Source organism: Haloarcula nitratireducens (genome assembly GCF_019599505.1).
The window spans coordinates 1-25555 of record NZ_RKLT01000004.1; the positions used below are offsets into that span (position 1 = coordinate 1).

The following is a 25555-nucleotide window of genomic DNA, read 5'->3' on the forward strand; positions in this document are numbered from 1 at the left end:
CCCATCCAATCTGGCTGCTGATGGTGCAGGCAGTTTGCCACTCGTTGATGGTGGCGTCGAGCAGTTGCTTCTGCTCGTCGGAGAGGATAGGGCGGGTGATTGCGGTGCGTCTCAGGTAGTCGTCCGCTACGTCTTTCAATAGAAGGATATGGTACTTAATAGCTCGTGGTTGGTGGCAGCGGGTGTCGGCTTCCTCCCCGCCCACGGTGGGGCGGGGAATCCGCCTCGCTACCTAGTTTGAAAGCGTCCACCGCCGCGGCGGACCCCGCTAGTTCGTCGTCCTCGACCCGGCGAGTGACAGCGATTTCTCGGAGTGCTGCCGCACCCATACTGATCCTCGTACGAGTCGTTCAGCCGCCCCACTCGCTGCCGACGTCGTCGGCTATCTGTTCGCGCCACGATTCGAAGCGCGCCTCGCAGGGCGGGCTGTCCTCGATGTGGTCGACGAATCCGGCACCGCCGTCGGTCAGCCCCGCGCCGCAGAACGGGCAGAAGTCCGGGTTCTCCCAGTCCGGCGAGTCTCGCTGTGGGTGATCGTGTGAAGTCACACGTGTGGTGTTGACGCCGCCGGGCAAATACTCTTTCGCGCTCGCCGCTCACTCCCCGGGGTCGCCGAGAGCCGGGTGGGCGGACGCGTCCAGGGAACTACGTGCCGCCCGGCTCTCGGACGACGCGCACGTCGCTGCCCACCTGAACCTATGCCCGTCGAGCGACGCGGGACGGGGGGGACGTTGTAAGCGGGGCGCTACAACGGTTATGTGGCTCCACGACCTATTCGGAGTATGCAGTACGACCAGTTGCTCGACCGCCTCCAAGCGCGGACCGATCTCCCGAGACGGAACGCGGAGCGGCTCCTCCGCGTCACGCTCCGAACGCTGGCCGAGCGGATCGGCGAGGACGAGGCGGACCAGCTCGCCGCGGAGCTGCCGAGCGAGCTCGCCGACGAACTCCGCCGCGGCAAGGGCGAGCGGTTCTCCGCCGAGGAGTTCGTCGAGCGGGTCGGGGAATCCCTGGGGACGGATCCCGCGGCGACGCAGGCCCACGCCCGCGCCGTCTTCTCGCTCCTCCGCGAGGCCGTAAGCGCCGGCGAGATCGAGGACGTCCGCGGCCGCTTGCCCGACTCCTTCGACCGGTTCTTCGAACCGCCCGAGGGATGACTGGTCGCCGTCGTGGCTCAGTACGGCGGCGATTCGGCCTCGATGACGCCCACGAGGTTATCGAGCTCGTCGGTGAGCAAGACGAGGACGTCGTCCAGCGTGACGATCCCCGCGACGGTGCCGTCGTCGTCCACCACCGGCATCCGCCGGACCGCGTGTTCGTACATCTTCGCCGTCGCCTCGAGGATCCCCGCCTCGGTGTCGACGGTGGTCGGCGTCTCCGTCATCACGTCTTCGGCGGTTACCTCCGTCGGGTCGCGCCTGGGCTCTAACACCTGGAGCGTGAGGTCGCGGTCGGTGACGATACCCACCGGGCGGTCGTCGTCCTCGATGACGACGCTCCCGACCGCCTCCTCTTTCATTATCGTCGCGAGGTTGCCCGCGGACTGCTCTCTGTGCGCTGTCTTGACGCTCGTTCGCGCCACGTCGCGTATCGGCATCGTTCTCCGGTCGGATTATCGGGGGCCGGCGTACAATAGTATACGCACACCGGTCGACGTTTCGACGGCAATACCGCTCGCGAGAGTATCTCCCCCGCGCCGGCTCGACGTTCGACGGTATCCGTGGTTCGGACCACCGCCGCGTCCGCTCTGCGGCGCCCGAACGTATCGATCCGCAAGGGTCGCTTAGGGGACACAGCGGCATACGCGACGGGCCGACGGCGCGAACGCGCTCGGAAGTAGCCCCCGCTTTTCTCCGATAAGACGCCAATACCGGCGATGTTATAACAGGGGTACCTATGTTACTGAACCGGTAACCGCGACGCCGTGACGAGCGCCGTCGTAGCTCATCGACGCGTCCGAACGGGGCGGAGACACCGTCGAGACCGCTTCACTCACCGGTAGTCAGCCGCTTCCGGCGCTGGATCGTCGACCGATACGGAGCGAGCGCTACGGCCCTCACTCGTAGGTGAGTCGCTGAAGGCTGTAGCGGTACGTCCGCGGGTCCCGTTTCACGACGAGCGTGTAGCCGTCACCGGACCGCTCGAGCCTGTCGAAATGCCGGCCCAAGTTCCCCGGGTTCAGCGATCCATCAGTCGACGCGCGTCGTCGCCGGTCCGGAGCAACACCGGAAGCAGACTCGTCACCGGGATGGGGACCGCTTCGGTCATTCACCACGCGGCTATCCAGAGCGTGCTCGCCAGCACGGCGTTGGCCCCCCGGCGAGAGGCCGACCGGGGAGACGACGTACCGCACGAGGGCGAACGCGACCGTCGAGGACCAGCCCGACTCGTTAGAGGGTCGCGTACTGCGTGTCGCGTTCGTTCATGTTCCACCTGTTAACCGGTGGGATACTAAAACGCTACAGGTCGGTTCCGAACCGCGACCGTCGCCGTCGATCGGCGGGTCGTTCGGGACGTGCCGGTTCGCGACTCGATAGGTCGTCACACGGTATTATGTAGCTGGCCCGACCAGTTTCGAGCGGGATTCCCAATGATCGACAGACTCGCGGACCAGACGGCACTGATCACAGGTGCGGCATCGGGTATCGGGCGGGCGATAGCGATCCGGTTCGCCGAGGAGGGGGCAAACGTCGTCGTCGCGGACATACGCGAGGAGCCGCGCGAGGGCGGACGGCCGACACACGAGGTCGTCGCGGACGCCGAGTTCGTCGAGACCGACGTCTCCGACGTCGACGCGATGCGCGACGCCGTCGAGGAGACGGTGTCGGCGTTCGGCGGCCTCGACGTGCTGGTGAACAACGCCGGGATATTCCCCGGCAGCCGTCCGATAGAGGCGGTCGAGGAGGCGGAGTACGACCGCGTCATGGACGTCAACCTCAAGAGCGCCTACTTCGGGAGCAAGTTCGCGGCGGGCGAGATGCGCGAACAGGGCGAGGGCGGTGCCATCGTCAACATCTCCTCCATCGCGGGACTGGTCGGCTACGACGACGCCGCGTCCTACTGCGCCTCGAAGGGCGCGGTCGCGAACCTCAGCAGGGAACTGGCGCTCGAACTCGGCCCGGACGACATCCGCGTCAACGCGATCAACCCCGGCGTCGTCGAGACGGCGATGACCACCCAGGACACGCCGGCCGCCGGCACGATGGACGAACAGATTCCCCTGCACCGAGACGGCCAACCCGAGGACATCGCCGGGGCCGCGCTGTTCCTCGCGAGCGACGACGCGGCGTACGTCACCGGTCACAACCTCGTCGTCGACGGGGGTTACACCGCGAAGTGACCCCGACACCCACGCGAACTGCTTTGTGGGTCGAAACCGAATTCGGCGTATGGGCGACCAGAGTTTCCAGTCCGAGGTATCGCGGAGAGAGTTCTTCCGGGTCGCGGCGGGAGCGACCGGCGTCGCGGCGGCCGCAGACCGAGCCGCGGCGCAGGAGGGCGACGGGGACGGCGGCGAGACCGTCACCATCGACATGACCGACGACTTGGTGTTCGACCCCGACGAGCAGACCATCGCGCCGGGGACGACCGTCGTCTGGGAGAACGTCGGAGGAATCGGTCACTCGGTGACGGCCTACGAGGACGAGATCCCGGAGGAGGCCGAGTACTTCGCCTCGGGCGGACTGGAGAGCGAACAGGCCGCTCGGCAGGCGTATCCCAGCGAGGGCGACGTCGCGGGCGGCGAGAGCTACGAACACACCTTCGACGTCGAGGGCGAGTACGGCTACTTCTGTATCCCGCACGAGGGCGCGGGGATGGTCGCCTCGCTGACGGTGACGACGGAACCGCAAGGCGGTGGCGACGGCGGCGTCCAGGAGGGGCTCCCGAGCGTTCCGGAAAGCGCGATCACCGTCGGCGTGGGTGCCGCCGCCACGATCTTCGCCGTCTTCGTCCTCGCGTACGTCTTCACGAAGTACGGCGGGGACTACGGGGAAGAGTGAGCCGCGTGGCGAAAAAAGTGACAATTCGATAATGCGAGCGTATTTGCGACCCGGCGACGAACAATTGCTCGATGGGTCACTACGACACTATTCTCGTCCCGACGGACGGGAGCGAACGCGCCGAGGACGCTATCGAAGTCGCGTTCCGACTGGCCGAGGAAAACGAGAGCGTCGTCCACACGCTGTTCGTCGTCGACACCGGACTCTACGGTGAACCGGCGCTCAGCAGCGTCGAGTTGTTCGTAGACGAATTAGAGGACGAAGGGCGGGACCTGCTGACGGAGTTAGTCGGCCGCGGGGCCGAACGTGGCATCGACGTCGAACGGGAGGTACGTCACGGCGAACCGGAAACGACCATCGTGGAGTACGCCGACGAGGTCGACGCCGACTTGGTCGTCATGGGATATCAGGGACACTCGCACCGGAAGTCGAGGGGGTCGGTCTTAGACGGCGTGCTAGAGCGGACCGACCGACACGTCCTCGTCATCTAAGGCGACTGGCCGAGCGACGCGGTAGTAGTTCGGTCCTTCCGACTGGGAGCGCCTCGCGGCGAACGTCGACGTGACGGTATCGAGTGGCTACGCCGGGATTTCCGGTTATAACTACGGGGCCGCCGGGAGAGGACGCCGATGTATGCCAGCGAAACGCTCCTTCGACATCGACACGCCCGCCGGGACAGGGACCGACACGACGCTCGTCGTCGGCCAGGCACACCCTGGGATGGCCGGAGTAACCGCGGCCGACTACCTCGTTCGGCACCTCGACGCGACGCAGATCGGCCACCTCTCGCCGGCGGAGCTCCCCGGAATCGCGCCCTTCGAAGAAGGGGTTCCGCGTCACCACAGCCGGTTCTACACGCTCGATTCGACCGATTTGACGGTCCTCGTCGAGGAACTGTTCATCCCGGTGACGAGCGCTCGACCCTACGCCGACGCGCTCATCGAGTGGATAGACGAGCAGGCCATCGAGGAGGTCGTCGTCTTGCACGGCGTTCCGTTTCCGCACGGCCCTGACGAGCACGAGGTGTTCCACGTCTCGACGCCGGGATTTCGCGAGACGCGGCTCGCGGACGGGGAGATTCCGCCGCTGAAGGGCGGCTTCCTCGACGGCGTCGTGGGGGAACTGGTAACGCACAGCCTCGACGAAGCGGGCTCGGAAATCGGCGTGTTCGTCACCCCGACTCATCCGCCGGGACCGGACATCGACGCCGCGCTCAAACTCCTCGACGTGCTGACGACAGTGTACGGGTTCGAAATCGACGAGACCGAACTCCGCGAGCTGGGCGAACAGTTCAAGCAGTACTACGAGCAGTTGGCCAACCGAATGGCCTCGGTGGCGGAGGAATCGGACTCCCTGGGCAGCCACGACTACCCAGAGGACCGTATGTACATGTAAATAGCAGTATTTGTACTCTTCTTCCGTAATTTGATTATATAATATAAGCACCTATACTCTTTTTATACGACTTAGTCATAAATGAGGCAGCTATTATAATCAAGCGTAACGGGACAGATTCGAACGATACGTCGACAAGTCTCGAGGAACTAGCGTTCGCTCGAACGCGACCGACGGTCCGTCGTCTGCGCTCTCGCACGGTGCGTCGATAACGCGCAGGACATCGCCGCTCTCGTCGCGGTCAACTCGCAGCTCTTCACCACCCTCGGCGCTGTCTGACCGTTCGGTGCGGCATACTGCGTAGGAGCTCGACACCGCGACGAACAACGGGGCCCTTTACGGTTCGACCACGTCGCCGCTCTCTGCGGCCTCGTGGACGGCGCGGATGATGCGCATGTCCTGCAGGCCGTGGCGACCGTCGGCGACTATCTCTCCGTCCGTGAGCACCCGGTCGGCGAAGAAGTCGAACTCCTCGCGCATCTCGCGCTGTGAGTCGAAGGCGTCGTGGGAGACGGTAGTCGAGAGGTCGCCCCGGGAGAGGTGCATCGTGCACTCACCGTGGAACGCCGGACGTAGGTCGATCTGTCCCTCGGTCCCCGTGAGCTTCAGTTGCGTGTCCTCGTGGGCGTTCTGGCTCGTGGTCGTGACCATCTTCACGTCGTCCTCCAGAACGAGGAGCGACCCCGAGCGCTCGTCGGGGACGTCGGCGAACGCTTCGTGGTGGGAACTCATCTGTGACTGGACGGCCACGGGGTCCCGGTCCAAGATGAACCGAGCGGTGTTGAGCGAGTAGATGCCCAGGTCCATCACCGAGGTGCCGTACCCCGAGACGTCCGGATCCAGCCGCCACTGGTCGTGGTCCGGAATCATCTCTAAGAGCGGCTGGGTGTTGTTACCGTACACCGACACCGGGTCGCCGATGAAACCGTCGGCGACCAGCTCCTTCGCCCGTCGTACGGCCGGGTCGGTGTGCATCCGGTAGGCGATCATCAGCGGGACGTCTCCACTCTCGGCGACGTCGACCATCTGTTCAGCCCGTTCGACCGTGGATTCCATGGGCTTCTCACAGAGAATCGCCTTGTCGAGGTCGGCCGCGGTCTCGACGTACTCGAGGTGGTAAGCGTTCGGCGTGCCGACGTACACCGCGTCGTAGGCGTCGCTCGCCTCGCCAGCGTGGAACTCGTCGTAGCTGATGCCGCGGTCGACGTCGCTCTCCTCGGCCAGTCGCTGTGCCTTCTCCGCCGAACTGCTGACGAGCGTCGTCACTTCCCCGAGGTCGGAGTTCTCGATGGCCGGCAGGGCGAGGTCCATCGTCCACCAGCCCAGTCCTAACAGCGCGTACCGGACGCTGCCCTCGGTCGTCGTCTGCCAGTCGCGTTCGTCGTAGGCGTCGAGCCAGTCTTTCATCGCTACTGGCTACCGGTGACGGGGAGTAAAAGCTTCGGCGAGCGTCTGTGTACTCGTCTCGATACGACTCGTAAATAGCGTACGAGGATGCGAGTGAATATCGTCTTCTATACGCTATTCGCGTATCGGTATTCGAATGTATACTGCAATACTCCCAATACGAGTGTATAATTCGAAATGCGATTCTAGTAGTCGCCTCATATATATATATATTGGGGATTGTAGCAACTATCTCGGGCGTTGCGTCGCGTGTTCGAATAGAGATAAGGATAAAAATGGAAGTTCGTTCGTGAGAGCGTTGACATCGGCCGGTCGGCTGGCTGATGGTCGCCGGCGCTCTCCGGACACGACCGAAATTACTTCTTGGAGTTGGGTTCGTTCGTTACTTTCGAGGCCACACGTTCTGCTTGTACCTGTCAGTGCTCGCTGGCCGACTCCACATCGGCTTTTTTCTCTCTCCGGTGCGAAGGTGAGAGCGAAACCGGACAACGGGCCGAAGCGGCCGGTCGCCGAGGTCGGGTATATAAAATCTTGCGGCCGAACACCGGAAGACCCCGAGATATGTAAAAGACTTATTGTTGTTACCGGCTAGCATACTAGTATGGCCGCTGTCTCCGACCCTGACGACTCCCTGCTGTTCGTCGATTCGTTGCGGGAGTACGTCCTCGAACCCCTGATTGCCGCTGAATCGTTGGCCGCGCGCGAGCACACCGAGTTGACTGCCGAACGAGACGCGTTCGAAGCGCTCCGCGAACGAGTGGAAGCTATCGAACCCGTACAGACCGTGACGACCCAGTCGCCGTCGTGGTCGACGTCGTCGTCCGGGTCGACCGCGTGCGCCGACGTCCGTACCGCGTACCGAGAGACCGTCGTGGCCGTCGACCACTACGACGAGGTGTACGACGAGCCGCTCCTCCAGAACGTCACGGCCGAGCTCAGCCCCGACATCGGCGGCGCGCTCGACCCGGGAAGCGGCGTCCAGTTCTCCCCGCAGGTGAAACGGCTGGTACTCGCGAGCGTCGAGGACTGCGTCGAGCGACGGACGGCGCTCTGTGAGGTCGTCGAACGCGAACTTGACGCGCTGGCCGACCAGAAGCGAGCCCTAATCGACCTCCTCGACGAACTCGACGGCTGTACGATTCCCGAGTGGTACGGCGAGTCCTTCGACGAGGAACTGACCGCGGTGATGTCGGCGCGACAGCGACACCTCCAGCACGGCTTACAGCAGTTCGAGGGGACCGAGTTCTGTTCGTACCTCTACGGCGACGAAGGGTGGACGCATCCGGTGTTGACCGCCGTCGCCCGCCTCCGCGAAGCGGTCGTGACCGACGAGTGAGCGCGTAGCGAGCGGTATTTTTCGGTTTTTCGGAGACTGCATCGCGGATCCGTTTCCTCGCGGGCGATTCGATCGCGACATAGTGTCATTCGGCAAAGAAATATATACCATAATTAAAAACTGTATTGCAGAACGGTCCATGACCAACAAAACAGGCGACGACGACCGGACGACACCGGCGTACAGACGGCGACTGACAGCGAGCGACGTCGACCGACGGGCGATCCTCAAATCCGGGGCGGCGCTCCTCGGAACGGCGGGATTGGCCGGCTGTCTCACCGACGACGGCGACGGAGGCGGCGACGGCGGAGACGGCGGTGGCGGCGACGGTACCGCCGGTGACGGGACGGGGACCGACGACGGAACTACGACCGGCGACGGCGGCGGTGGCGGTGGGACGACCAACATCGCCATCGTCTCCAGTCCCGCGGGATTCGGGGACCGGGCGTTCAACGACCTCGCGCTGGAGGGACTACAGAACGCCGCCGAGGAGTACGACATCGAACTCCAGCAGGTCGAGGAGACCGACCAGTCCCAGTACGGCACCGTTCAGTCGCGGCTCGCCGAGAGCCAGAACCCGGATTACGACCTCATCGTGCTGGTCAGCTACAACCACACGCAGGCGCTCCAGACCAACGCCGAGGAGTACCCCGACCAGCGGTGGATGCTCATCAACGCCCACGTCGAGCAACCGAACGTCGCCGGCTACACGTGGGCAAACCACGAGATGTCCTTCCAGGCCGGCGTGCTCGCCGGGACGATGACCACCAGAGAACTATCCCACGAAGGAAATACGCTGAACCCCGACAATGCGACCATCGGGTTCGTCGGCGGCGTCGACGGCGCGCTCATCAACGCCTTCGAGCGCTCGTACGTCGCCGGGGCCGAGTGGGTGAACGAGGACGTCGGCGTCCGCGTCGGCTACATCGGTAACTACACCGACACGCAGACGGCGAACAACATCGCCAGCTCGCAGTACGACGCGGGCGCGGACATCGTCTACCACGCCGCCGCGGCGGCCGGACAGGGCGTCTTCCAGGCCGCACAGGACGCCCAGCGGTTCGCCGTCGGCGTCGACGCCGACCAGTCCGTGACGCTGCCGGACTACCAGGACGTCATCATGGGCTCCGCGGTGAAGTACATCAACCGCGGGACCTCCGAGGTGGCACAGGCAGTCGTCGAGGACAACTGGGAGAGCGTGCAGGGGCCGAACGTCCTCGGCCTCGAAGAGAACGCCGTCGAGGTGGTCCTCGGGCAGGCCGTCGGGCCGAAGCTCCCCGACGTGGTCACACAGAACCTAGAGGAATCGAAGCAGGCCATCGTCGGCGGGGACGTCACGGTCCCGTGTACCGCCGGTGGCTGTCAGGACTGAAGCGGTCGCCCCGCTCGATTTATCGCCTTTACTACCACTATGACAACCAGAAACGCGGGCCAGTTCGCGGTGCGACTCGACGGCATCACCAAGCGGTTCGGCGACGTCGTCGCCAACGAGGACGTCGACCTCGCCGTCGAATCGGGGTCGGTCCACGCCCTCGTCGGCGAGAACGGCGCGGGGAAGACCACGCTGATGAGCGTCCTCTACGGGCTCTACCGACCGGACTCGGGAACTATCTCGGTCCACGGGGAGGAGCGCCGCTTCTCCTCGCCGCGGGACGCTATAGACGCCGGCGTCGGCATGATACACCAGCACTTCCAGCTGGTGGATACGATGACAGTCCTCCAGAACGTCGTGCTCGGTCAGGAACCGACCAGCGGCGGGCTGGTCGACCAGTCCAGCGCGCGCGACGACGTGAAAGCTATCTGTGACACCTACGGCTTCGACGTCGACCGGTATCTCGACACGCGCGTCGAGCAACTCGGCGTGGGCGTCCAACAGCGCGTCGAGATCGTCAAGAGCCTCTATCGGGGCGCGCAGACGCTCGTCCTCGACGAGCCGACGGCGGTGTTGACCCCCCAGGAGGTCGACGCGCTGTTCGACGTGATGGCCGAACTCACCGACCGCGGGCGCTCGCTCATCTTCATCACGCACAAACTCGACGAGGCGATGACGGCGGCCGACCGCATCACGGTGCTGCGGGACGGCAAAGCGGTCGGCACCGTCGACGCGGCGACCACCTCCCGCGAGGAACTCGCGCGGATGATGGTCGGCCGAGACGTCCTCTTCGAGGTCGAGGAGCGCGAGACGACGCCGGGCGACGTACTGGTCGAGGTGAACGACCTCCGCGTGCGTGACGACCGCGACCTCGAACAGGTCGGCGGCGTCGACGCCGAGATACGCGAGGGCGAAGTGCTGGGGATCGCGGGCGTCGAGGGGAACGGCCAATCCGAGCTCGTCGAGGCGCTCGTCGGCCTCAGAGCGGTCGACTCCGGAACTATTTCGTTCGAAGGCACCGACGTGACCGAGACGAGTCGCCGCCGCCGTATCGAGTCCGGCATCGCCTACGTCCCCGAGGACAGACAGGAGGAGGGACTCGTACAGGACTACACCCTCGTGCGCAACGCGCTCCTGGGGAATCAGACGCTCGACCCCTTCGAGCGTAACGGCTTTCTCGACTGGAACGCCGTCCGCGACCACGCCGACGACATCATCGACGCCTACGACGTGCAACCCGGCGACCGGGAGGCCGAGGCCGCGTCGCTCTCGGGCGGGAACCAGCAGAAGTTCATCGTCGGCCGGGAGCTGGAACGCGACCCGGACTTCGTGGTCGCCTCCCACCCGACCCGCGGGGTCGACATCGGTTCTATCGAGTTCATCCACAACCGGCTGCTGGAGATGCGCGACCGCGGGATGGCGGTCCTGCTCGTCTCCTCGAAGCTCGACGAGGTCCAGAAGCTCTCCGACCGCATCGCCGTCATGTACGAGGGGCGGTTCGTCGACGTCGTCGACCCCGACGACGTGACCGAACACGACCTCGGCCTGTTGATGACCGGCGACTCGCCGACGGACGACCGATCGGGCGACGGCGACCGGGAGGTCGAACTGTGAGCGGCCTCGATAGCGGGAACGTTCGAGCGACGCTCGACCGAGCCGCCGATCGGATGGTCCGCGCCTCCGTCTTGGAGCGGTTCGCCATCGCGGTGGCCTCGACGTCGCTGGCGCTGTTGCTGGGGGCCGTAATCGTCGCCGCCTCGGGGTACGACGCCGTCGAGTTCGTCACCGCGCTCGTCTACGGCGCGTTCGGGACCATCTCCAACATCGCTTTCACCCTTCGGCAGACGACGATGCTCCTCCTCACCGGCGTGGCCGTCGCCATCGCGTTCCGGGCCGGCGTGTTCAACATCGGCGTCCAGGGGCAGTTCGTCGTCGGCGGGTTCGCCACCGTCGTCACCGTGCTCTTTCTCGCGCCGTTCCTGCCGACCGGCGTCGTCGGCGGCGTCCTCCTGATGACACTGGGCACCGCGGCGGCCATGCTCGCCGGCGGTGCGTACGCCGCGATTCCGGGCGTAATGAAGGCCTACGCCGACGCGAACGAAGTCATCACGACTATCATGCTGAACTTCATCGCCTCGGGCGTCGTCTTCTACCTCGTCGACAGCCACCTCCGTCCCGAGGGCGCGTCGGCCCCGAACACCGAGCAACTCCCGTCGTACGTCGACCTCCCCGGGTTCGCCTTCGGTAGTAGCTCTTTCTCGGTCATCGGGCTGGGCGTCGCTCTCCTGACCGCCGTCGTCGTCGCGTTCGTGCTCGGTCGCACCCGCTACGGCTACGACCTCGTCACCAGCGGCCACCAGGCGGCGGCCGCGGCCTACGCTGGCGTGGACCCGAAACGCACCGTCGTCCTCACGATGACGTTCTCGGGGATGGTCGCGGGCCTCGCGGGCGCGATGTTCGCCATCATGATTCTGGGCTACTACAGCGACCCGAGCACGTTCCCCCGCTTCGGCTTCGACGCGATCGCCGTGAGTCTGCTGGCGGCGAACAACCCGCTCGGCGTCGTCCCGGCCGCCCTGCTGTTCGGCGGACTCGACGCCGGCGGGCAGTACATCGGCTTCACGCTCGACGTGCCCCGGCAACTGGTCGACGGCGTCGTCGGACTCGTCGTCTTGTTCGTCGCCACGCCGGAGCTGTTCCGGATGGCCGGTCGACGAACCGGCCTCGGGGGTGACGAGGAGTGAGCGTCGCGGAGTACGCGAACCCGGTCCGCGTCACCGTCGGCGTCGGCCTGCTGGTCCTGTTGGTCGTCGGCGGAGTTGCGACCCTGCTCGATCTCCCCGGGGCGGAACTGCTCACCGTCGGGGCCGCACAGCGGGCGTTGCAGGCGGCTATCCCCATCGCGCTGGCGGCCATCGGCGGCCTCTACGCCGAGAAGAGCGGCGTGTTCAACATCGGACTGGAGGGATTCATGATATTCGGGGCGCTGGCGGCCGCCGCCACCGCCTCGATCGCCTCCGGCGAGGGCGCGGTCACGCAGGCGCACCTCTGGCTCGGCATTCTCGTCGCGGTACTCGTCTGCGCGCTGCTCACGGTGATCTACGCGCTGTTGACCATCCGCTATCGAGCCGATCAGATCGTCGCCGGACTGGCCGTCTGGTTCGTCGCGCTCGGGTTCGGCCCGTTCACCGCGACGGTCATCTGGGGCGGCGTCTCCAGTCCGTCGCTGCCGAACGTCGATACGATCACCGTCCCGGTCCTCGCGGAGATCCCGGTGCTCGGGCGACTGGTCTTCGACTCCTCGCCGCTGCTGTGGCTCACTCTCTTCCTGACCGCCGCGGCGTGGGTCGTCCTCTATCGCACCCGCTACGGCTACTGGGTGCAGGCCGCCGGCGAGAACCCGCAGGCGCTCGACACCGCGGGCGTCTCCGTCAATCGCGTCCGCTACGCCACCGTCATCTTCTCCGGGGCGATGGCGGGGCTGGGCGGTGCCGTCCTCTCGATCGGCATCGGCAGCGGCTTCACGGGGACCGGCGTGACGATGGTCGACGGACGGGGATGGATCGCCATCGTCGCGTACCTCTTCGGCAACTACAATCCGGTCGGCGCGTTCGGCGCGGCGCTGCTGTTCGGCGCGATGGAGATGCTCCAGATCCAGCTCCAGACCATCGGTATCGCGCTCCCTGGGAGTATCACCGAGCTGTTTCCGTACGTCGCCGTGCTGGTGGTGCTGGCCGCCGTCGGCTACACGCGGATGCCCGCGGCCGTGGGCGAACCGTACGAGACGGAGAAGTGACGGCGGACTTCCCCGTCTCACCGACCCGTTCGCCGGTCAGCGCACCGCGCGACGCACCCGGACGACAGCGCCGACGAGGACGAACGCGACGAACGCCACCGCCGCCAGCCCGAGGTCGAAGCCGGGACCGTCACCTTCCGTCAGCCCGGTGCCAGGATTCTGGTCCCAGTTGTCGTTCTCCCCGACGCGCATCCGACCCGCCTCGACGCCCTCGACGGCGACGGTTCCCTCTCTGGCCGGGAACTCGAGCGTCACGTCCTTGCGCTCGCCGGGTGCGAGCGAGACGTTGCGAGTGGCGGCCGCCTCGCCGTCGACGGTGACGGTCAGCGTCCGATTTGCCGGGCGGTCGCCGGGGTTCTCGACGGTCGCCACGATGCTCGTCTCGTAGCCCGATCTGGCCCAGTCGGGCGGGCTGGTCGTCTCGACGACGCTCACCTCGCCCGGCTCGAGCGAGACGATCGCCAGCGAGGAGAGGCCGTCGGCGGTCGCACGATGCAGTCCCGCGTCGGCGTCGTAAGTCGTCTCCAGCGGTCGCCACGAGCCGTTGGCGTACCGGTACAGCGCGACGCTGTCGCGCGAGCGATCGGCCGGCAGGGCCGATTCGTCGACCCGGACCGCGACGTCGACGGCCCGAACTGTCTCGTCGTCAGCACCCGTCTGGACCGGAACGTACCCCAGCACGTCACCGGGGGAAACCGACGGAAGTGCGCCCGAGTCCGCCCGCGCCGCCCCCACCGTCGCCTGAACGCGCTGTCGCTCCGCCGCGAAGGTGACGCGCATGCCGGAGACGGCGACGGCGGACTGTCCGTTCGCCCGGAAGTCTGGCGTCACCGTCGTTCCGACCGCGGCGTTTCGGACGGTGAATCTGAGGCCGTCGCTCGTCTGTGACTGCGTGACGAGCAGGGTCGACGAGTCCCGTTCGTCGGGCGGGTTGCCGTACCTCGGGCCGTCGCTTCCGCCGCTCTCGTCGCTCGCTCCGTCGTCGTCGCTCGACACCGACCCGGCGTCCGCGTCGCCGCCGTCACCCGAGTCGTCGGGAGTCGGAGTGGCCGTCGGCGTCGCCGTTGGTGTTGGTTCCGGTGTCGGCGTCGGCGTCGGCGTCGCGGTCGGTTCGGGCGTCGGCGTCGCCGTCGGCGTCGCCGTTGGTGTTGGTTCCGGTGTCGGTGTAGCCGTCTGCGTCGCGGTCGGTTCGGGCGTCAGCGTCGCCGTCGGTGTTGGTTCCGGTGTCGGCGTAGCCGTCTGCGTCGCGGTCGGTTCAGGCGTCGGCGTCGCAGTTGGCTCCGGCGTCGCGGTCGGTTCAGGCGTCGGCGTCGCAGTTGGCTCCGGCGTCGCGGTCGGTTCGGGCGTCGCGGGCTGGTCAAATATCGGTGACAGGAGCGGCGGAAGCCCGGGCGTCGAAGAAGGCGTCTCCGTCTCGGTTTCGTCCGCTTCGTCCGCCTCGTCGGTCGTCGTCGGCGCTTCGGTGGTCGCTTCCTCGGTTTCCGCCTCCGTTTCAGTCTCTTCCTCGGTTTCCGCCTCTGTCTCAGTCGCTTCGTCAGTTTCCGTCTCCACGTCGGTGGTCGTCTCGGTCGGATCTTCCGTGGCAGTCTCCGTCTCAGTAGTTTCCTCGGTCGGCTCTTCCGGGACCGTCTCCTCCTCGGTCGCTTCCTCCGTCACTGGCTCCGCCGTGGGTTCTGCAGTCGCCGTCTCCGCTTCGGTCGTCTCCGTCTCGGTCGCTTCTTGCGTCTCTTCCTCGTCGGTGGGCGACAGTATCTCGTCGATGAGCGAGCCGAGCCCGCCGTCGTCGGTCTCGGTTTCGTCCGCGTCGTCTACGTCGTCGCTTTCGGTCGCACTCTCCGTCTCGGTGGCTTCGCCGGCGGTCGTCTCCGATTCCGCTGTCGGATCTTCGGTCGCCGTCTCGGTTTCCACGCTATCTGTCGCCGTTTCCGGACTATCGGTTTCCGTTTCCGTCTCGGTGGCTTCGTCGGCGGTCGCCGTCGGCTCCTCCGTGGCCGTCTCGTTCGTCGGCGTCTCCGAGTCGACCTGGAAGGCCGGCGACTGAGCGAGCGCGGTCGCGTCGTGAGCCGCCGCGGTGGCCATCGGCGTCGCACCGAGGATCACCAGCGCGAACGCGAGAGAGAGGAGTAATCGAGATGGCGAAGTCCAACCCATGGAGGCCGTCGGGCCATCGCGGGATTAGTTACACACAGGCAAGAGACTGATAAGCCGTCCCTATCGGGCGGTAGCTACCCGGTCCGACGGCGAGGCCGAGAGCCGATAAGAAGAGTGTAACTATCGACCAGCAAGCCCAGTGAGAACATATGGCAGTTTCCGACGTCTCCCGGCGTCAAGTACTGCAGACAGCGGCCGCCGTCGGCGTCGTCGGCGCGGCTGGATGCGGTGGTGGCGACGGTGGCGACGGTAGCGACGGTGGAGGCGGAAGCGGCGACGCCTCGGTCCCCCCCGAAGACTATCCCAGCATCGACGAGTGGCTAACCGAGACGGCTATCGGCGGCGCGGACGACACGTACGCCGGGTCGCTGACCGACCACCGTGACAACGCCAGTCTCACCGTCGACGTCGGTGCGGAGGGCAACGACGGGAACTTCGCGTACGCCCCGTCCGCCGTCGTCGTCTCGACGGGCACGGAGGTCCGCTGGAACTGGACCGGCGAGGGGAACCCGCACAACGTCGAGGCGCTGCCCGAGGAACAGCTCGGCGAGTCCGACTACGAGTTCAGTTCGGGCGAAGCGGTTGGCGGGTCCGGCGTGAAGTACACCCGAACGCTGGAGGAATCCGGCGTCGCACTGTACCACTGTGAACCGCACCTCTCGCTGGGGATGAAAGGCGGCATCGCCGTGGAGTAACGGCGGTCGGCGCCTACCCGTCGACGTCCCGTCCGAGGTCGTAGAACTCCTCGTTCGGCCGTATATCGGCGAGTTGCGCCAACCGGTTCGAGAGGTTGAAGAAGGCGGCGACGCTGCCGATGTCCCAGATGGCACGGCGGCTGAAGCCGTGCTCTTCCAGTCGTTCGAGGTCGCTCTCGTCTACCGCGGCCGGGTGTTCGGTCAGTTTCACCGCGAAGTCCAGCATCGCCTTGTGGGCCTCGTTGATGTCGGCCGTGCGGTGGTTCGTGGCGACCTGTTCGGCCAGTCGCGGGGCCTCGGCGTGGATACGGAGGAGCGCGCCGTGGGCGACGACGCAGTACAGGCAGTGGTTGTCGCCGCTGACCGCGACGATAATCATCTCTATCTCCGCGCGTTCGAGTTCCGTGTCCTCGACGAGCGCGTCGTGGTACTCGAAGAACGCCCGGAAGTGCGAGGGGCGATAGGACATCGCCGAGAAGACGTTGGGCGTAAAGCCCGCGCGGTCGGTCTCCTCGTCTATTCGCTCCCGGACGTCGTCGGGGAGGTCCTCGCGGTCGGGGACCTGAAAGTGCCGCATCGGCTCTCCCGTGTCATCCATACACATACTAGCGTCTCGTACACCCTTCAGTGTTGACCCGGCAAACGCTGCCCGGGCCTTCGGGGGGTCCGCATTTCCAGTCCAAAGGTCTATGTCTCCCCGGCCCCGACCTAGAGTCACTATGAGCACGGAGACAGAGGACGCGGACGACCTGCGCGAGCGCATCACGAACTTCCTGCGCCGGAACTTCCCGCAGATTCAGATGCACGGCGGCAGCGCGGCCATCGAGGAGATCGACCGCGAAGAGGGCAGCGTCACCATCCGGCTGGGCGGTGCCTGCTCCGGCTGTGGCATCTCCCCGATGACCATCCAGGCCATCAAGACGCGCATGACCAAGGAGATCCCCGAGATCAGCGAGGTCGTCGCGCGCACCGGGACGGAACAGCAGGAGGGCATGGCCGGCGGTAGCGGCATGAACCCCTCGTTCCCCGGCGGCGACTCCCGCGGCGGCGACGTCGGCGGCGAGGACGAAGGCCCCGAAGCGCCGTTCTGAGGCCAGACTTCTCCCCATTTTTCTCAGTCGGAGAGCGGCGGCACTGTCTCGGCTCAGCGGCGGACGTCTGACTTCCGAGGACGTTCGAACTCAGACGTGGCACATCCACGGACATACTCGAATTCGTATACTTCGAAATAGCGTATCGATTCCGGACAAACTCGAAGTACCGGGAAATATTCGGTATTTGGGCTTCGATTTGACCTCACCGATGCATTTCTTTCGAGGGAACTACCTTCGCCATTCCAAGTACGGTCCGGATCCCATCTCGTCGCAAAAGACGTCTTACAGTCGCCAGATACGGATTATCGTCGATAGATAGCGACGCCAATCCGCCACCTACGGCGATTTGAACGATACGTTACCATTCTGCAGAAGTATAAGTTTCAAAATAGTATCTGAGTGGTATGTATCTTGCTGCGTTCTGGACCGAAAGTGGCGGCAGGTCGGTTCCGTCAGGTCCCCTTCATGCCGCCGCTCGCGAGTCCCTCGACGATCCAGTGCTGGAACACCGCGAACAGCACGACGACGGGGATCATCGTGACCGTCGCAGCGGTCAACAGCAGCTCCCAGGCGACAGTGTTCTGAGACTGGAACAGCTGCAAGCCGAAGGGGAGGGTCCGGGTCGCCGCCGTCTGCGAGAGGATGGAGACGAACAGGAAGTCGTTCCACGAGAGGATGAAGGTGTAGAACCCCGCGACGGTGATGCCCGGCAGCGACATCGGTACGATGATGCGCCCGAGGATGTCCAGGTGCGAGCAGCCGTCCATCTTCGCGGCCTCGTCGAGCGACTCGGGGATGTCGTCGAAGTAGCCCTTGAGCAGCCACGTTCCCAGCGGGATGCCCAGGACGGAGTGAGCGATGATGATGCCCAGCAGCGAGTCGATGAGGTTCAGCGAGAACATCACCAGGAAGAAGGGGATGAGGATGAGCACCCGCGGCAGCATCTGCGTCCCCAGGAACGTGAACAGCAGGCCGCTTCGACCGGGGTACTCGAACCGGGACATCGAGTACGCCGCGAGCGTCCCGACGACCAGCGTGATCGCCGTCGTCGCGGTGGCGACGATGGTGGAGTTGATGAAGTACTGCTGGAACAGCCCCGTCGAGAGGATGGCGACGTAGTTCTGGAGCGTCAGTTCACTCAGCGCCGGCACCAGTCGCGGCGAGTAGAGGAAGTCCGGCGAGGTGAACGTCGCCATGACCATGTACGCCACCGGGAGCAGCAGGAACGACATGTAGACGCCGAGGACGGCGTACACGCCCAGCGCGCGCTTGGGCGACATGTCCTCCGCGAGCCACGCGTCCAGTCGATCCGAGAGCGAGCGGTTCGTCGAACGTGCTTGCGATTGCGTATCAGTTGCCATAGTCAGTCACGCGCCTCCAGGGTGGCGTACACGACGGTAAAGGCCATCATGATGAGCAGCATCACGACGCCGATGCTCGCGGCGTAACCCATCGCGTACTGCTGGAACGCCTGTTTGTAGATGTACGTCGCGAGCACCTCGGTGTTGCCCAGCGGGCCGCCCCCCGTCGAGAGGAAGACGATGTCGAAGTTGTTGAACGTGAAGATGACGTGCAACACGATCATGATCATCGACACGTACGAAATCTGCGGGAGCGTGATGTAGCGAAAGCGCTGGAGCGGCCCGGCCCCGTCGAGGCGGGCGGCCTCGTACTGGGTCTCCGGGATGGACTTCATCGCCGCCAACAGCGCGATGGCGTAGAACGGCGTGTTCCGCCAGACGTGCATCAGCACGATTAGCGGGAACGCCACGCCCGGTTGGCCGAACCACGCGGACGTCTCCATCCCGAGACTTCCAAGGATGACGTTGACCGGACCGAACCCGGTCTGGGTCAGAAAGCGGAAGATGATGACCATCACGATGATGGGCAACACCCACGTGATCATCGACAGGCTCCGGAAGAGCCCCGCGCCGGGCACCTTCTCTTTGAGCGCCAGCGCGAGACCCAGCCCGAGCAGGTACTGTAGCGAGACGGCTATCGAGGTCAGCAACACCGTGTGCCACAGCGCCGACCGGAACGTCGCGTCGGCGAACATCTGCGCGAAGTTCTGTAACCCGACGAACGTCTGTTGCTCGGGGTTCAACAGCGACGCCTCGAAGAAGGCCAACTGGATACCTCGGAGCGTCGGGAAGATGATGATGACGCCCATCAGGACGACCGCGGGGAGTACCAGCGCGTAGCCCAGCCACGTCTCCTCGAGGAACGACCGGAACGCCTCGACGTAGCCGCCAGCCGTCGGGCCGGTGTCGGTGCTCGTTGCCATCAGGTGCTCAGAGCTCGCTTTCGAGGTTCTTCAGCTCGTTGTGGAACTGTTTACCAGCCTTGTACGGGTCGGTTCTGCCGTAAGCGACCTCCTGCATGTGCTTATAGAACGGCTGCCGGACGGGACCCCAGCCGATTTTCGCCAGCGCGCGACCCGTCTCGAAGACGTCGGTGAACGGTCGCCAGCTCTCGTTGGTGATGGTCGACTCGACGTCCTCGTGGACAGGAGTCATGCCGTCGCCTCTCGCGTCTTCGCCCATCGCCTTCAGCGTGGCCGGCGAGGCGAACGACGCCACGACTTCCCTCGCGGCCTCCTGCTGGTCGGAGTGGCTGTTGACCATGACCGGCTTGACTTCGAGGAAGGTTCCCTTCGAGGCCCCCTCGCCACGGGGCAGGTGGGCCACTCGCGTCCGCTCGTTCAGTATCTTCTTGGCCTTGCTGCTGTCGTTGATATTCTCACCGGTCGTCCACCCGCGGATCCACGTCCCGCACTCGATGAACGCGAAGTTCCCGTTGATGTAACCGGGGTCGTTGACCTGCCACCCGGTCCCAAGCTGGTCGGGGTTACCGACCGGGTTCTCGGCGGCGTAGATCTGGTAGTACCAGTTGTCGAAGACCTGTCCGAGCGCGTCGGCCTCGATGTTGAGCTTCCAGGACTCGCCGTCGGGGACGTACAGCTGGTCGGTGTGCTGATAGACGTGGGACATCCACTCTTGGAACGCCCGGACGCTGCCGTCCTTGGTGGAGTTGTGGTACGCCCACATGTCGTCGTACTCGCTGTTTATCATCCGGCCGACCTCGTGGAAGGCCGAGGCCGACTGGGGGACGTCCTGGCCGAGCTCGTCGAGGATGTCCTTCCGAGTGATGAACGCGCGAGCGTTCCCGTTGTACGGTAGGCCGTACAGTTTCCCGCGGTAGGTCAGCGCCTCGATGGTGCTGTCGACGTAGCCGTCGTAGAAGTCCAGCCCCTCCGCCCAGTCGCCGAGCGGGGAGAGATGACCGGCCTCGACGTATTCGGCGAGATGACTCAGGACGCCTTCGATGGCGTCCGGATCGCCGGTCCGAGCGCCGGTGAGGAACTTCTGTCGGAGGTCCTCGTAGGAGAACCGGCCCATCTCGAGGCTGGTGTCCGAGCGCTGCTTGAAGTTCTCTTGGAACGTCTCCTTCCAGACGGGCGGCGACCCGTCGTTCGGGAAGGCGTAGTTCCAGAAGAGGACGCTGTCGCCGCTGCCACCGCCGCCGCTTCCCTCGGTACCGGTGCCGCTCCCGCTTCCGCCGTCGGCACCCATCTCGTCGGCCGCACCGTCTCCGCCACCGCCACAGCCGGCGAGTCCGGCGGTGGCTCCGACGCCGATGGCCTTCACGAGCGAGCGTCTGCTGAGTCCAGAGGAGCTACGGTCTGACATTGGGTAAACCCTAGCGTGGACATTGGACTATCCCCATTTATAATTTTCCCTCAAAGAACGTGGATGACCCCTGCGAACTGTTGACACTATCCAGTAGATTTATCACTCGCTGTCTGAGAGGTATACGGTGCATGCCGAAGATCGCCTTCGTCGGAGCGGGTAGTATGGTGTTCGCCACGAAACTCGTGGGGGACATCCTCTCCTTCGACGAACTGAACGACAGCACCATCGCGTTGATGGACGTAGACGAGCATCGACTCGAACAGACCACACGCATCGCCGAGGCGATGGTCGAAAACGAGGACTTAGACGCCACCATCGAATCGACGACCGACCGCGTGGACGCGCTCGACGACGCCGACTACGTCATGAACATGATCAACGTCGGCGGCACCGAACCGTTCGAGAACGAGATCCGCGTCCCCGAGAAGTACGGCGTGAAACAGGCCATCGGCGACACCATCGGCCCGGGCGGCATCTTCCGCGGCCTCCGGACCATCCCGACGATGCTCGACATCGCGAGCGACATGGAGGAGCTCTGTCCCGACGCCCTCCTGTTGAACTACACGAACCCGATGTCGATCCTCTGTCAGACCATGTTCGAGGCGACGGACGTCGAGACCGTGGGGCTGTGCCACAGCGTCCCCCACACCGCAGAGGCCATCGCCGACTACGTCGACGTCCCCGAAGACGAACTGGAGTACTGGGTCGCCGGCGTCAACCACGTCGCGTGGTTCCTCGAAGCCGAACACGACGGCGAGAGCGTCTATCCCGACCTCCGCGAGGCCTACGACGACGAGGAGACCTACGAGCGCGACACTGTCCGCTTCGAGATGATGAAGCACTTCGGCTACTTCCCGACGGAGTCCTCACATCACATGTCCGAGTACGTCCCCTACTTCCGGACCGACGAGGACACCATCGAGGAGATGACCGGAACGGACTACGCCGAGCGGATGCCCACAGCGACGTACCTCGAAGGGTGGCAGGCCCGCTCCGAGGAGCGCGACGACCCGGAACTCGGCGTCGACCTGGACGAGGTCGGCGTCGAGCGCTCCGAGGAGTACGCCTCTCGGCTCATCCACTCCCTGGAGACCGACACGACCCGTCGCCTGAACCTCAACGTCAGCAACGAGACGAACGCCATCGAGTCGCTCCCGACCGACGCCTGCGTCGAAGTCCCCGTCCTCGTCGACGGCACCGGCCTCCGGCCGTGTTCGGTCGGCGAACTCCCGAAGTCTGTTCGGACCTTCCCCCAGCAACACGTCGCCGTCCAGCAGCTCGTCGTCGAGGGCGCGCTGGAGAACGACCGCGAGAAGATCCACCGGGCCGTCAAGCAGGACCCGCTGACGGCCGCCGAGCTGACGCTGCCCGAGATCCACGAGATGACAGAAGAACTGCTCACGAAGAACGAGGCGTACCTGCCGGCGCTTCGCTGAGTACGACCCGACTATCCGCTTCTGCTCCCGTCTTCGGCTATCACGACGCCCGCGCTTTTCCGTGGAGCCGCCGTCACTCGACGCCGATCTCGACGCCGCTGACGTCGTCGAGTCCGGCCAGCGCCGCCACGTCGTCGCTGTCCGGGGGCGCGCGGTTCCGCAGCGCCTCGCCGGTCTCGCCGTCGAAGAGGTGGATGCGGTCCTGCGGGAACTGCACGGTGAGCGTGCGGCCGGACTCGATGACGATGTCGCCTTCGAGCGTCGCGGTGTACTGCTCGCCGCCGATGTCGAGGTAGACGTAGCTCACGTCGCCGAGCGGTTCGGTGACCTTCACCGTCGGCGAGATGGCGTTGTGCGTCCCCTCGGGCACCGCTTTCACGTCCTCCGGGCGGATACCCAGCGTGAGGCGCGGGCCGTGGCCCTCGACGTCGGCGTAGACGTCGTCGTCGAGTTCGTACTCGAAGGCGTCGTGAATCAGCGTCGGCGTCGCCCCGGACGTGTCGAGTTCGACGTCGAAGAAGTTCATCGACGGCGACCCGATGAATCCCGCGACGAAGCGGTTGGCCGGTTCGTGGTAGCATTCCAGGGGCGTCCCGAGTTGCTGGAGTCGCCCGTCGTCCAGGACGGCGATGCGGTCGGACATCGTCATCGCCTCGGTCTGGTCGTGCGTGACGTAGATGGTCGTCACGCCGAACTCCTGCTGGAGTTCCTGCAGTTCGGTTCGCATCTGCGTGCGGAGCTTCGCGTCCAGATTCGAGAGCGGTTCGTCCATCAGGAACACCTCCGGTTCCCGGACGATGGCCCGACCCAGCGCGACGCGCTGTTGCTGGCCGCCGGATAGCTCGTCGGGCTTCTTATCGAGGAGCCCACCGATCCCCATCATGTCGGCCGCGTTCTGGACCCGGTCGGCGATCTCGTCCTTCGAGAGGTCCGTGGTCATCTTCAGCCCGAACGCCATGTTCTCGCGAGCCGTCATGTGGGGATACAGCGCGTAGCTCTGGAACACCATCGCCATGTTGCGCGACTTGGGCTTCTTCTCGGTGACGTCCTCGCCGTCGAGGACGACCTCGCCCTCCGTGGGGTTCTCCAACCCGGCGATCATCCGCAGCGTCGTCGACTTCCCACAGCCCGACGGCCCGACGAGGACGACGAACTCGCCGTCTTCTATCTCCGCGTCGAACGAATCGACCGCGACGATGTCGCCGCCGTCGTCGTGGAACACCTTCGTGAGGTCTCGAATCTCTAGCTCGCCCATGCCACATCCACTATTGTAATAGGTGTTAAATCTTGTTACGAGTCGAGTAGACGGTTGTAATGACGCTACCCGCCGAACTCCCCGCGAGCGTTTCCGATGCGTGAACGAATCACGTCCGGAACCGGGTGGCGGAAACGCGGCGACGAGAGGAGCGTCGAGGTGGCCGCCCTCACCACTCGGCGACGCTGCCGTCTTCGTGTCGCCACACCGGGTTGTGCCAGTCGACGTCTTTCTCGGCCTGCTCGCGGACGTACGCTTCGTTTATCTCGACGCCCAGTCCCGGGTCCGTGGGGACGCTGACGAAGCCGTCCTCGTACTCGAACACGGACGGGTCTTCGAGGTAGTCCAGCACGTCCGTCGTCTCGTTGTAGTGGATGTTCAGGCTCTGCTCCTGAATCAGGGCGTTGGGCGAACAGGCGTCGACCTGCACGCAGGAGGCCAGCGCGAGCGGTCCGAGCGGACAGTGGGGAGCCATCGCCACGTCGTAGGCCTCGGCCATCGAGGCGATCTTCTTGACCTCGGTGATGCCGCCGGCGTGCGAGAGGTCCGGTTGGATGACGTCGACAGCACCGTCCTCGAACACCTCCTTGTAGTCCCACCGGGAGAACATTCGTTCGCCCGTCGCTATCGGAATCGTGGTGTGGGCGGCGATGTCCGGCAGCGCCTCGTTGTGTTCGGGCAGCACCGGTTCCTCGATGAACATCGGTTCGTACGGTTCGAGCGCCTTCGCCAGCCGTTTCGCCATCGGCTTCGTGACGCGGCCGTGGAAGTCGACGCCGATGTCCACCTCGTCGCCGACCGCCTCGCGCACCTCGCGCAGGCGGGTCGCGGCGGCCTCGACCGTCGCCGGGTCGTCCACGCGCTCGATCGCCGGCGTCGCGTTCATCTTCAGCGCCGAGAAGCCCGCCTCGACCTGTTCGCGGGCCTGCTCGGCGACGTCGGAGGGCTCGTCGCCGCCGATCCACTGGTAGACGCGGATCCGGTCGCGGGCGGCCCCGCCGAGCAACTGGTGGACCGAGACGCCCAGCTGCTTGCCCTTGATGTCCCAGAGCGCCTGGTCGATGCCCGCGATGGCCGACATGAGGATCGGGCCGCCGCGGTAGAACCCGCCGCGGTACATCGTCTGCCAGTGGTCCTCGATGTTCGCCGGGTCCTCCCCCAGTAGGTAGTTCTCCATGAGTTCCTCGACGGCCGCCCTGACCGTGTGAGAGCGGCCCTCGACGACCGGTTCGCCCCACCCGGCGGTGCCGTCGGCCGTCTCGACCCGGAGGAAGAGCCATCGCGGCGGCACCTCGAACAGTTCGTAGTCGACGATGCGATTCTCGGGTCCGTCGTCGGTGGCGTTCGAACTCATCGGTGACGCGGCGAGCGAACGGAGAGAGTCGTCGCTGACGCTTCGTCGCTGTCGCGGCCCGTGGCGGCGTGTTCCGCCCCGCGGTGCGTGGATCGTGTATCGATTGGCATCGTGCGGGGGTTCGTGAACGGCCCATTTAATCGTTGTGTCGGCAACCAGAGGACCGTATCGAGGGTTTTCACGGTGTGTGAACGAAACACCGCCCCGCTCCGGTCGGTCGAATCCGGCGCTGGCCGGAGAGTTCGTGCGAACTGTGGGCAACCGACACGCGGTCGCTCCGAACCGCTCCGCGAGACCGCTCGAATCGACGGTTCACGCTCGCTACAGCGTTCGCCTCGACCTCGCCGCGGCGAGAGTAGGTATGGCCGGTGAGTTCACGATGTATGAACACCAGAGACCGATACCGCCGGTCCACGTCTCTCGTCAGTCGGGGAAACGCCGCGCTCGTCGGCGTGAGGCGCGGTCGGTCGCGACGGGTCCCGGGCGTCGAACGTCGAAACGACCCCTATGGATAACATAAGTACGTTCGTTATTTCGCACGGGTAGCTCGCGGGCTCCGTGAGTTCATACA

Annotated in this window: 23 protein-coding genes; 13 read left to right on the top strand and 10 right to left on the bottom strand. The window is 65.3% G+C overall.

The features are described 5' to 3' along the window. Positions 1-350: 350 nt before the first annotated feature. Positions 351-548 (bottom strand): DUF7501 family protein, encoded by a 198-nt coding sequence (locus EGH23_RS12420; protein ID WP_220580318.1) that lies wholly within the window; start codon positions 546-548, stop codon positions 351-353. Positions 549-782: 234 nt separating this feature from the next. On the opposite strand from EGH23_RS12420, the gene EGH23_RS12425 reads away from it, so the two are divergent. Beyond that, complete coding sequence (locus tag EGH23_RS12425; RefSeq protein ID WP_220580319.1) at positions 783-1157, top strand: DUF2267 domain-containing protein; 375 nt, start codon at positions 783-785, stop codon at positions 1155-1157. A gap of 17 nt (positions 1158-1174) precedes the next feature. On the opposite strand, the gene EGH23_RS12430 is transcribed toward EGH23_RS12425, so the two are convergent. After that, positions 1175-1597: a CBS domain-containing protein gene (locus EGH23_RS12430; protein ID WP_220580320.1), complete on the bottom strand. Its 423-nt coding sequence runs from the start codon at positions 1595-1597 to the stop codon at positions 1175-1177. Between the two features lie 993 nt (positions 1598-2590). On the opposite strand from EGH23_RS12430, the gene EGH23_RS12435 reads away from it, so the two are divergent. From EGH23_RS12435 to EGH23_RS12450, 4 genes are all read left to right on the top strand, one after another. After that, entirely contained in the window at positions 2591-3340 is a 750-nt protein-coding gene (locus EGH23_RS12435; RefSeq protein WP_220580321.1) for an SDR family oxidoreductase, read from the top strand. A 49-nt stretch (positions 3341-3389) separates the two neighbouring features. Next, positions 3390-4001 (top strand): plastocyanin/azurin family copper-binding protein, encoded by a 612-nt coding sequence (locus EGH23_RS12440; RefSeq protein ID WP_220580322.1) that lies wholly within the window; start codon positions 3390-3392, stop codon positions 3999-4001. 71 nt (positions 4002-4072) lie between these two features. Next, positions 4073-4492: a universal stress protein gene (locus EGH23_RS12445; protein WP_220580323.1), complete on the top strand. Its 420-nt coding sequence runs from the start codon at positions 4073-4075 to the stop codon at positions 4490-4492. A gap of 142 nt (positions 4493-4634) precedes the next feature. Then, positions 4635-5396, top strand: a complete 762-nt coding sequence (locus tag EGH23_RS12450) for a proteasome assembly chaperone family protein (protein ID WP_220580324.1) — start codon at positions 4635-4637, stop codon at positions 5394-5396. A gap of 336 nt (positions 5397-5732) precedes the next feature. Here EGH23_RS12450 and gfo6 read toward each other — a convergent pair whose 3' ends face one another. Beyond that, the gene (gene gfo6 / locus EGH23_RS12455; RefSeq protein ID WP_220580325.1) at positions 5733-6803 is read right to left on the bottom strand and encodes a D-xylose 1-dehydrogenase Gfo6; all 1071 of its coding nucleotides are present in this window, start codon (positions 6801-6803) and stop codon (positions 5733-5735) included. A gap of 601 nt (positions 6804-7404) precedes the next feature. Here gfo6 and EGH23_RS12460 point away from each other — a divergent pair. The 5 genes from EGH23_RS12460 to EGH23_RS12480 all read left to right on the top strand — a co-directional run bounded on the left by EGH23_RS12460 (position 7405) and on the right by EGH23_RS12480 (position 13307). Beyond that, positions 7405-8139, top strand: coding sequence for a DUF7260 family protein (locus EGH23_RS12460; RefSeq protein WP_220580326.1), 735 nt, complete (start codon positions 7405-7407; stop codon positions 8137-8139). A gap of 124 nt (positions 8140-8263) precedes the next feature. Then, positions 8264-9511: a BMP family lipoprotein gene (locus EGH23_RS12465; RefSeq protein ID WP_425433229.1), complete on the top strand. Its 1248-nt coding sequence runs from the start codon at positions 8264-8266 to the stop codon at positions 9509-9511. Positions 9512-9550: 39 nt separating this feature from the next. After that, positions 9551-11125 carry an ABC transporter ATP-binding protein gene (locus EGH23_RS12470; protein ID WP_220580328.1) on the top strand — a complete coding sequence of 525 codons (1575 nt, stop codon included), beginning with the start codon at positions 9551-9553 and terminating at the stop codon, positions 11123-11125. A 53-nt stretch (positions 11126-11178) separates the two neighbouring features. Next, a complete protein-coding gene (locus EGH23_RS12475; RefSeq protein ID WP_220580714.1) occupies positions 11179-12255 on the top strand; it encodes an ABC transporter permease in 1077 nt (358 codons plus the stop codon). After that, complete coding sequence (locus EGH23_RS12480) at positions 12252-13307, top strand: ABC transporter permease (RefSeq protein ID WP_220580329.1); 1056 nt, start codon at positions 12252-12254, stop codon at positions 13305-13307. Before EGH23_RS12475 ends, EGH23_RS12480 begins: the two co-directional genes overlap by 4 nt. Positions 13308-13343: 36 nt before the next feature. Here the strand turns inward: EGH23_RS12480 and EGH23_RS12485 are convergent, their stop codons facing one another. Beyond that, positions 13344-15458, bottom strand: a complete 2115-nt coding sequence (locus EGH23_RS12485) for a hypothetical protein (protein WP_220580330.1) — start codon at positions 15456-15458, stop codon at positions 13344-13346. Positions 15459-15607: 149 nt separating this feature from the next. Between EGH23_RS12485 and EGH23_RS12490 the strand changes: the two genes are divergently transcribed. Continuing rightward, positions 15608-16153, top strand: coding sequence for a halocyanin domain-containing protein (locus EGH23_RS12490; protein ID WP_220580331.1), 546 nt, complete (start codon positions 15608-15610; stop codon positions 16151-16153). 13 nt (positions 16154-16166) lie between these two features. Here the strand turns inward: EGH23_RS12490 and EGH23_RS12495 are convergent, their stop codons facing one another. Then, positions 16167-16751 (bottom strand): peroxidase-related enzyme, encoded by a 585-nt coding sequence (locus EGH23_RS12495; RefSeq protein ID WP_236044811.1) that lies wholly within the window; start codon positions 16749-16751, stop codon positions 16167-16169. 121 nt (positions 16752-16872) lie between these two features. Here EGH23_RS12495 and EGH23_RS12500 point away from each other — a divergent pair, with 121 nt between their 5' ends. Further along, positions 16873-17244 carry a NifU family protein gene (locus EGH23_RS12500; protein WP_220580332.1) on the top strand — a complete coding sequence of 124 codons (372 nt, stop codon included), beginning with the start codon at positions 16873-16875 and terminating at the stop codon, positions 17242-17244. A gap of 455 nt (positions 17245-17699) precedes the next feature. Here EGH23_RS12500 and EGH23_RS12505 read toward each other — a convergent pair whose 3' ends face one another. The 3 genes from EGH23_RS12505 to EGH23_RS12515 are packed head-to-tail and all read right to left on the bottom strand — an operon-like array spanning position 17700 to position 20936. Next, entirely contained in the window at positions 17700-18608 is a 909-nt protein-coding gene (locus EGH23_RS12505) for a carbohydrate ABC transporter permease (RefSeq protein WP_220580333.1), read from the bottom strand. A gap of 2 nt (positions 18609-18610) precedes the next feature. Then, positions 18611-19531: a carbohydrate ABC transporter permease gene (locus tag EGH23_RS12510; RefSeq protein ID WP_220580334.1), complete on the bottom strand. Its 921-nt coding sequence runs from the start codon at positions 19529-19531 to the stop codon at positions 18611-18613. 7 nt (positions 19532-19538) lie between these two features. Then, positions 19539-20936, bottom strand: coding sequence for an ABC transporter substrate-binding protein (locus tag EGH23_RS12515; RefSeq protein ID WP_220580335.1), 1398 nt, complete (start codon positions 20934-20936; stop codon positions 19539-19541). A 131-nt stretch (positions 20937-21067) separates the two neighbouring features. Between EGH23_RS12515 and melA the strand changes: the two genes are divergently transcribed. Then, a complete protein-coding gene (melA, locus tag EGH23_RS12520; RefSeq protein WP_220580336.1) occupies positions 21068-22375 on the top strand; it encodes an alpha-galactosidase in 1308 nt (435 codons plus the stop codon). 73 nt (positions 22376-22448) lie between these two features. On the opposite strand, the gene EGH23_RS12525 is transcribed toward melA, so the two are convergent. Continuing rightward, positions 22449-23630, bottom strand: coding sequence for an ABC transporter ATP-binding protein (locus EGH23_RS12525; protein ID WP_220580337.1), 1182 nt, complete (start codon positions 23628-23630; stop codon positions 22449-22451). A gap of 169 nt (positions 23631-23799) precedes the next feature. Further along, positions 23800-24984, bottom strand: a complete 1185-nt coding sequence (gene dgoD / locus EGH23_RS12530) for a galactonate dehydratase (RefSeq protein ID WP_220580338.1) — start codon at positions 24982-24984, stop codon at positions 23800-23802. Positions 24985-25555 lie beyond the last annotated feature (571 nt).

What these genes read in the sequence shown, in the direction of transcription:
- EGH23_RS12515 (WP_220580335.1), bottom strand. Translation starts at nt 20,936, where the DNA reads ATGTCAGACCGTAGCTCCTCTGGACTCAGCAGACGCTCGCTCGTGAAG.
- EGH23_RS12460 (WP_220580326.1), top strand. Translation starts at nt 7,405, where the DNA reads ATGGCCGCTGTCTCCGACCCTGACGACTCCCTGCTGTTCGTCGATTCG.
- EGH23_RS12445 (WP_220580323.1), top strand. Translation starts at nt 4,073, where the DNA reads ATGGGTCACTACGACACTATTCTCGTCCCGACGGACGGGAGCGAACGC.
- EGH23_RS12425 (WP_220580319.1), top strand. Translation starts at nt 783, where the DNA reads ATGCAGTACGACCAGTTGCTCGACCGCCTCCAAGCGCGGACCGATCTC.
- EGH23_RS12500 (WP_220580332.1), top strand. Translation starts at nt 16,873, where the DNA reads ATGAGCACGGAGACAGAGGACGCGGACGACCTGCGCGAGCGCATCACG.
- EGH23_RS12525 (WP_220580337.1), bottom strand. Translation starts at nt 23,630, where the DNA reads ATGGGCGAGCTAGAGATTCGAGACCTCACGAAGGTGTTCCACGACGAC.
- gfo6 (WP_220580325.1), bottom strand. Translation starts at nt 6,803, where the DNA reads ATGAAAGACTGGCTCGACGCCTACGACGAACGCGACTGGCAGACGACG.
- melA (WP_220580336.1), top strand. Translation starts at nt 21,068, where the DNA reads ATGCCGAAGATCGCCTTCGTCGGAGCGGGTAGTATGGTGTTCGCCACG.
- EGH23_RS12475 (WP_220580714.1), top strand. Translation starts at nt 11,179, where the DNA reads ATGGTCCGCGCCTCCGTCTTGGAGCGGTTCGCCATCGCGGTGGCCTCG.
- EGH23_RS12485 (WP_220580330.1), bottom strand. Translation starts at nt 15,458, where the DNA reads ATGGGTTGGACTTCGCCATCTCGATTACTCCTCTCTCTCGCGTTCGCG.
- EGH23_RS12495 (WP_236044811.1), bottom strand. Translation starts at nt 16,751, where the DNA reads ATGGATGACACGGGAGAGCCGATGCGGCACTTTCAGGTCCCCGACCGC.
- EGH23_RS12430 (WP_220580320.1), bottom strand. Translation starts at nt 1,597, where the DNA reads ATGCCGATACGCGACGTGGCGCGAACGAGCGTCAAGACAGCGCACAGA.
- EGH23_RS12490 (WP_220580331.1), top strand. Translation starts at nt 15,608, where the DNA reads ATGGCAGTTTCCGACGTCTCCCGGCGTCAAGTACTGCAGACAGCGGCC.
- EGH23_RS12505 (WP_220580333.1), bottom strand. Translation starts at nt 18,608, where the DNA reads ATGGCAACTGATACGCAATCGCAAGCACGTTCGACGAACCGCTCGCTC.
- EGH23_RS12470 (WP_220580328.1), top strand. Translation starts at nt 9,551, where the DNA reads ATGACAACCAGAAACGCGGGCCAGTTCGCGGTGCGACTCGACGGCATC.
- dgoD (WP_220580338.1), bottom strand. Translation starts at nt 24,984, where the DNA reads ATGAGTTCGAACGCCACCGACGACGGACCCGAGAATCGCATCGTCGAC.
- EGH23_RS12510 (WP_220580334.1), bottom strand. Translation starts at nt 19,531, where the DNA reads ATGGCAACGAGCACCGACACCGGCCCGACGGCTGGCGGCTACGTCGAG.
- EGH23_RS12440 (WP_220580322.1), top strand. Translation starts at nt 3,390, where the DNA reads ATGGGCGACCAGAGTTTCCAGTCCGAGGTATCGCGGAGAGAGTTCTTC.
- EGH23_RS12450 (WP_220580324.1), top strand. Translation starts at nt 4,635, where the DNA reads ATGCCAGCGAAACGCTCCTTCGACATCGACACGCCCGCCGGGACAGGG.
- EGH23_RS12435 (WP_220580321.1), top strand. Translation starts at nt 2,591, where the DNA reads ATGATCGACAGACTCGCGGACCAGACGGCACTGATCACAGGTGCGGCA.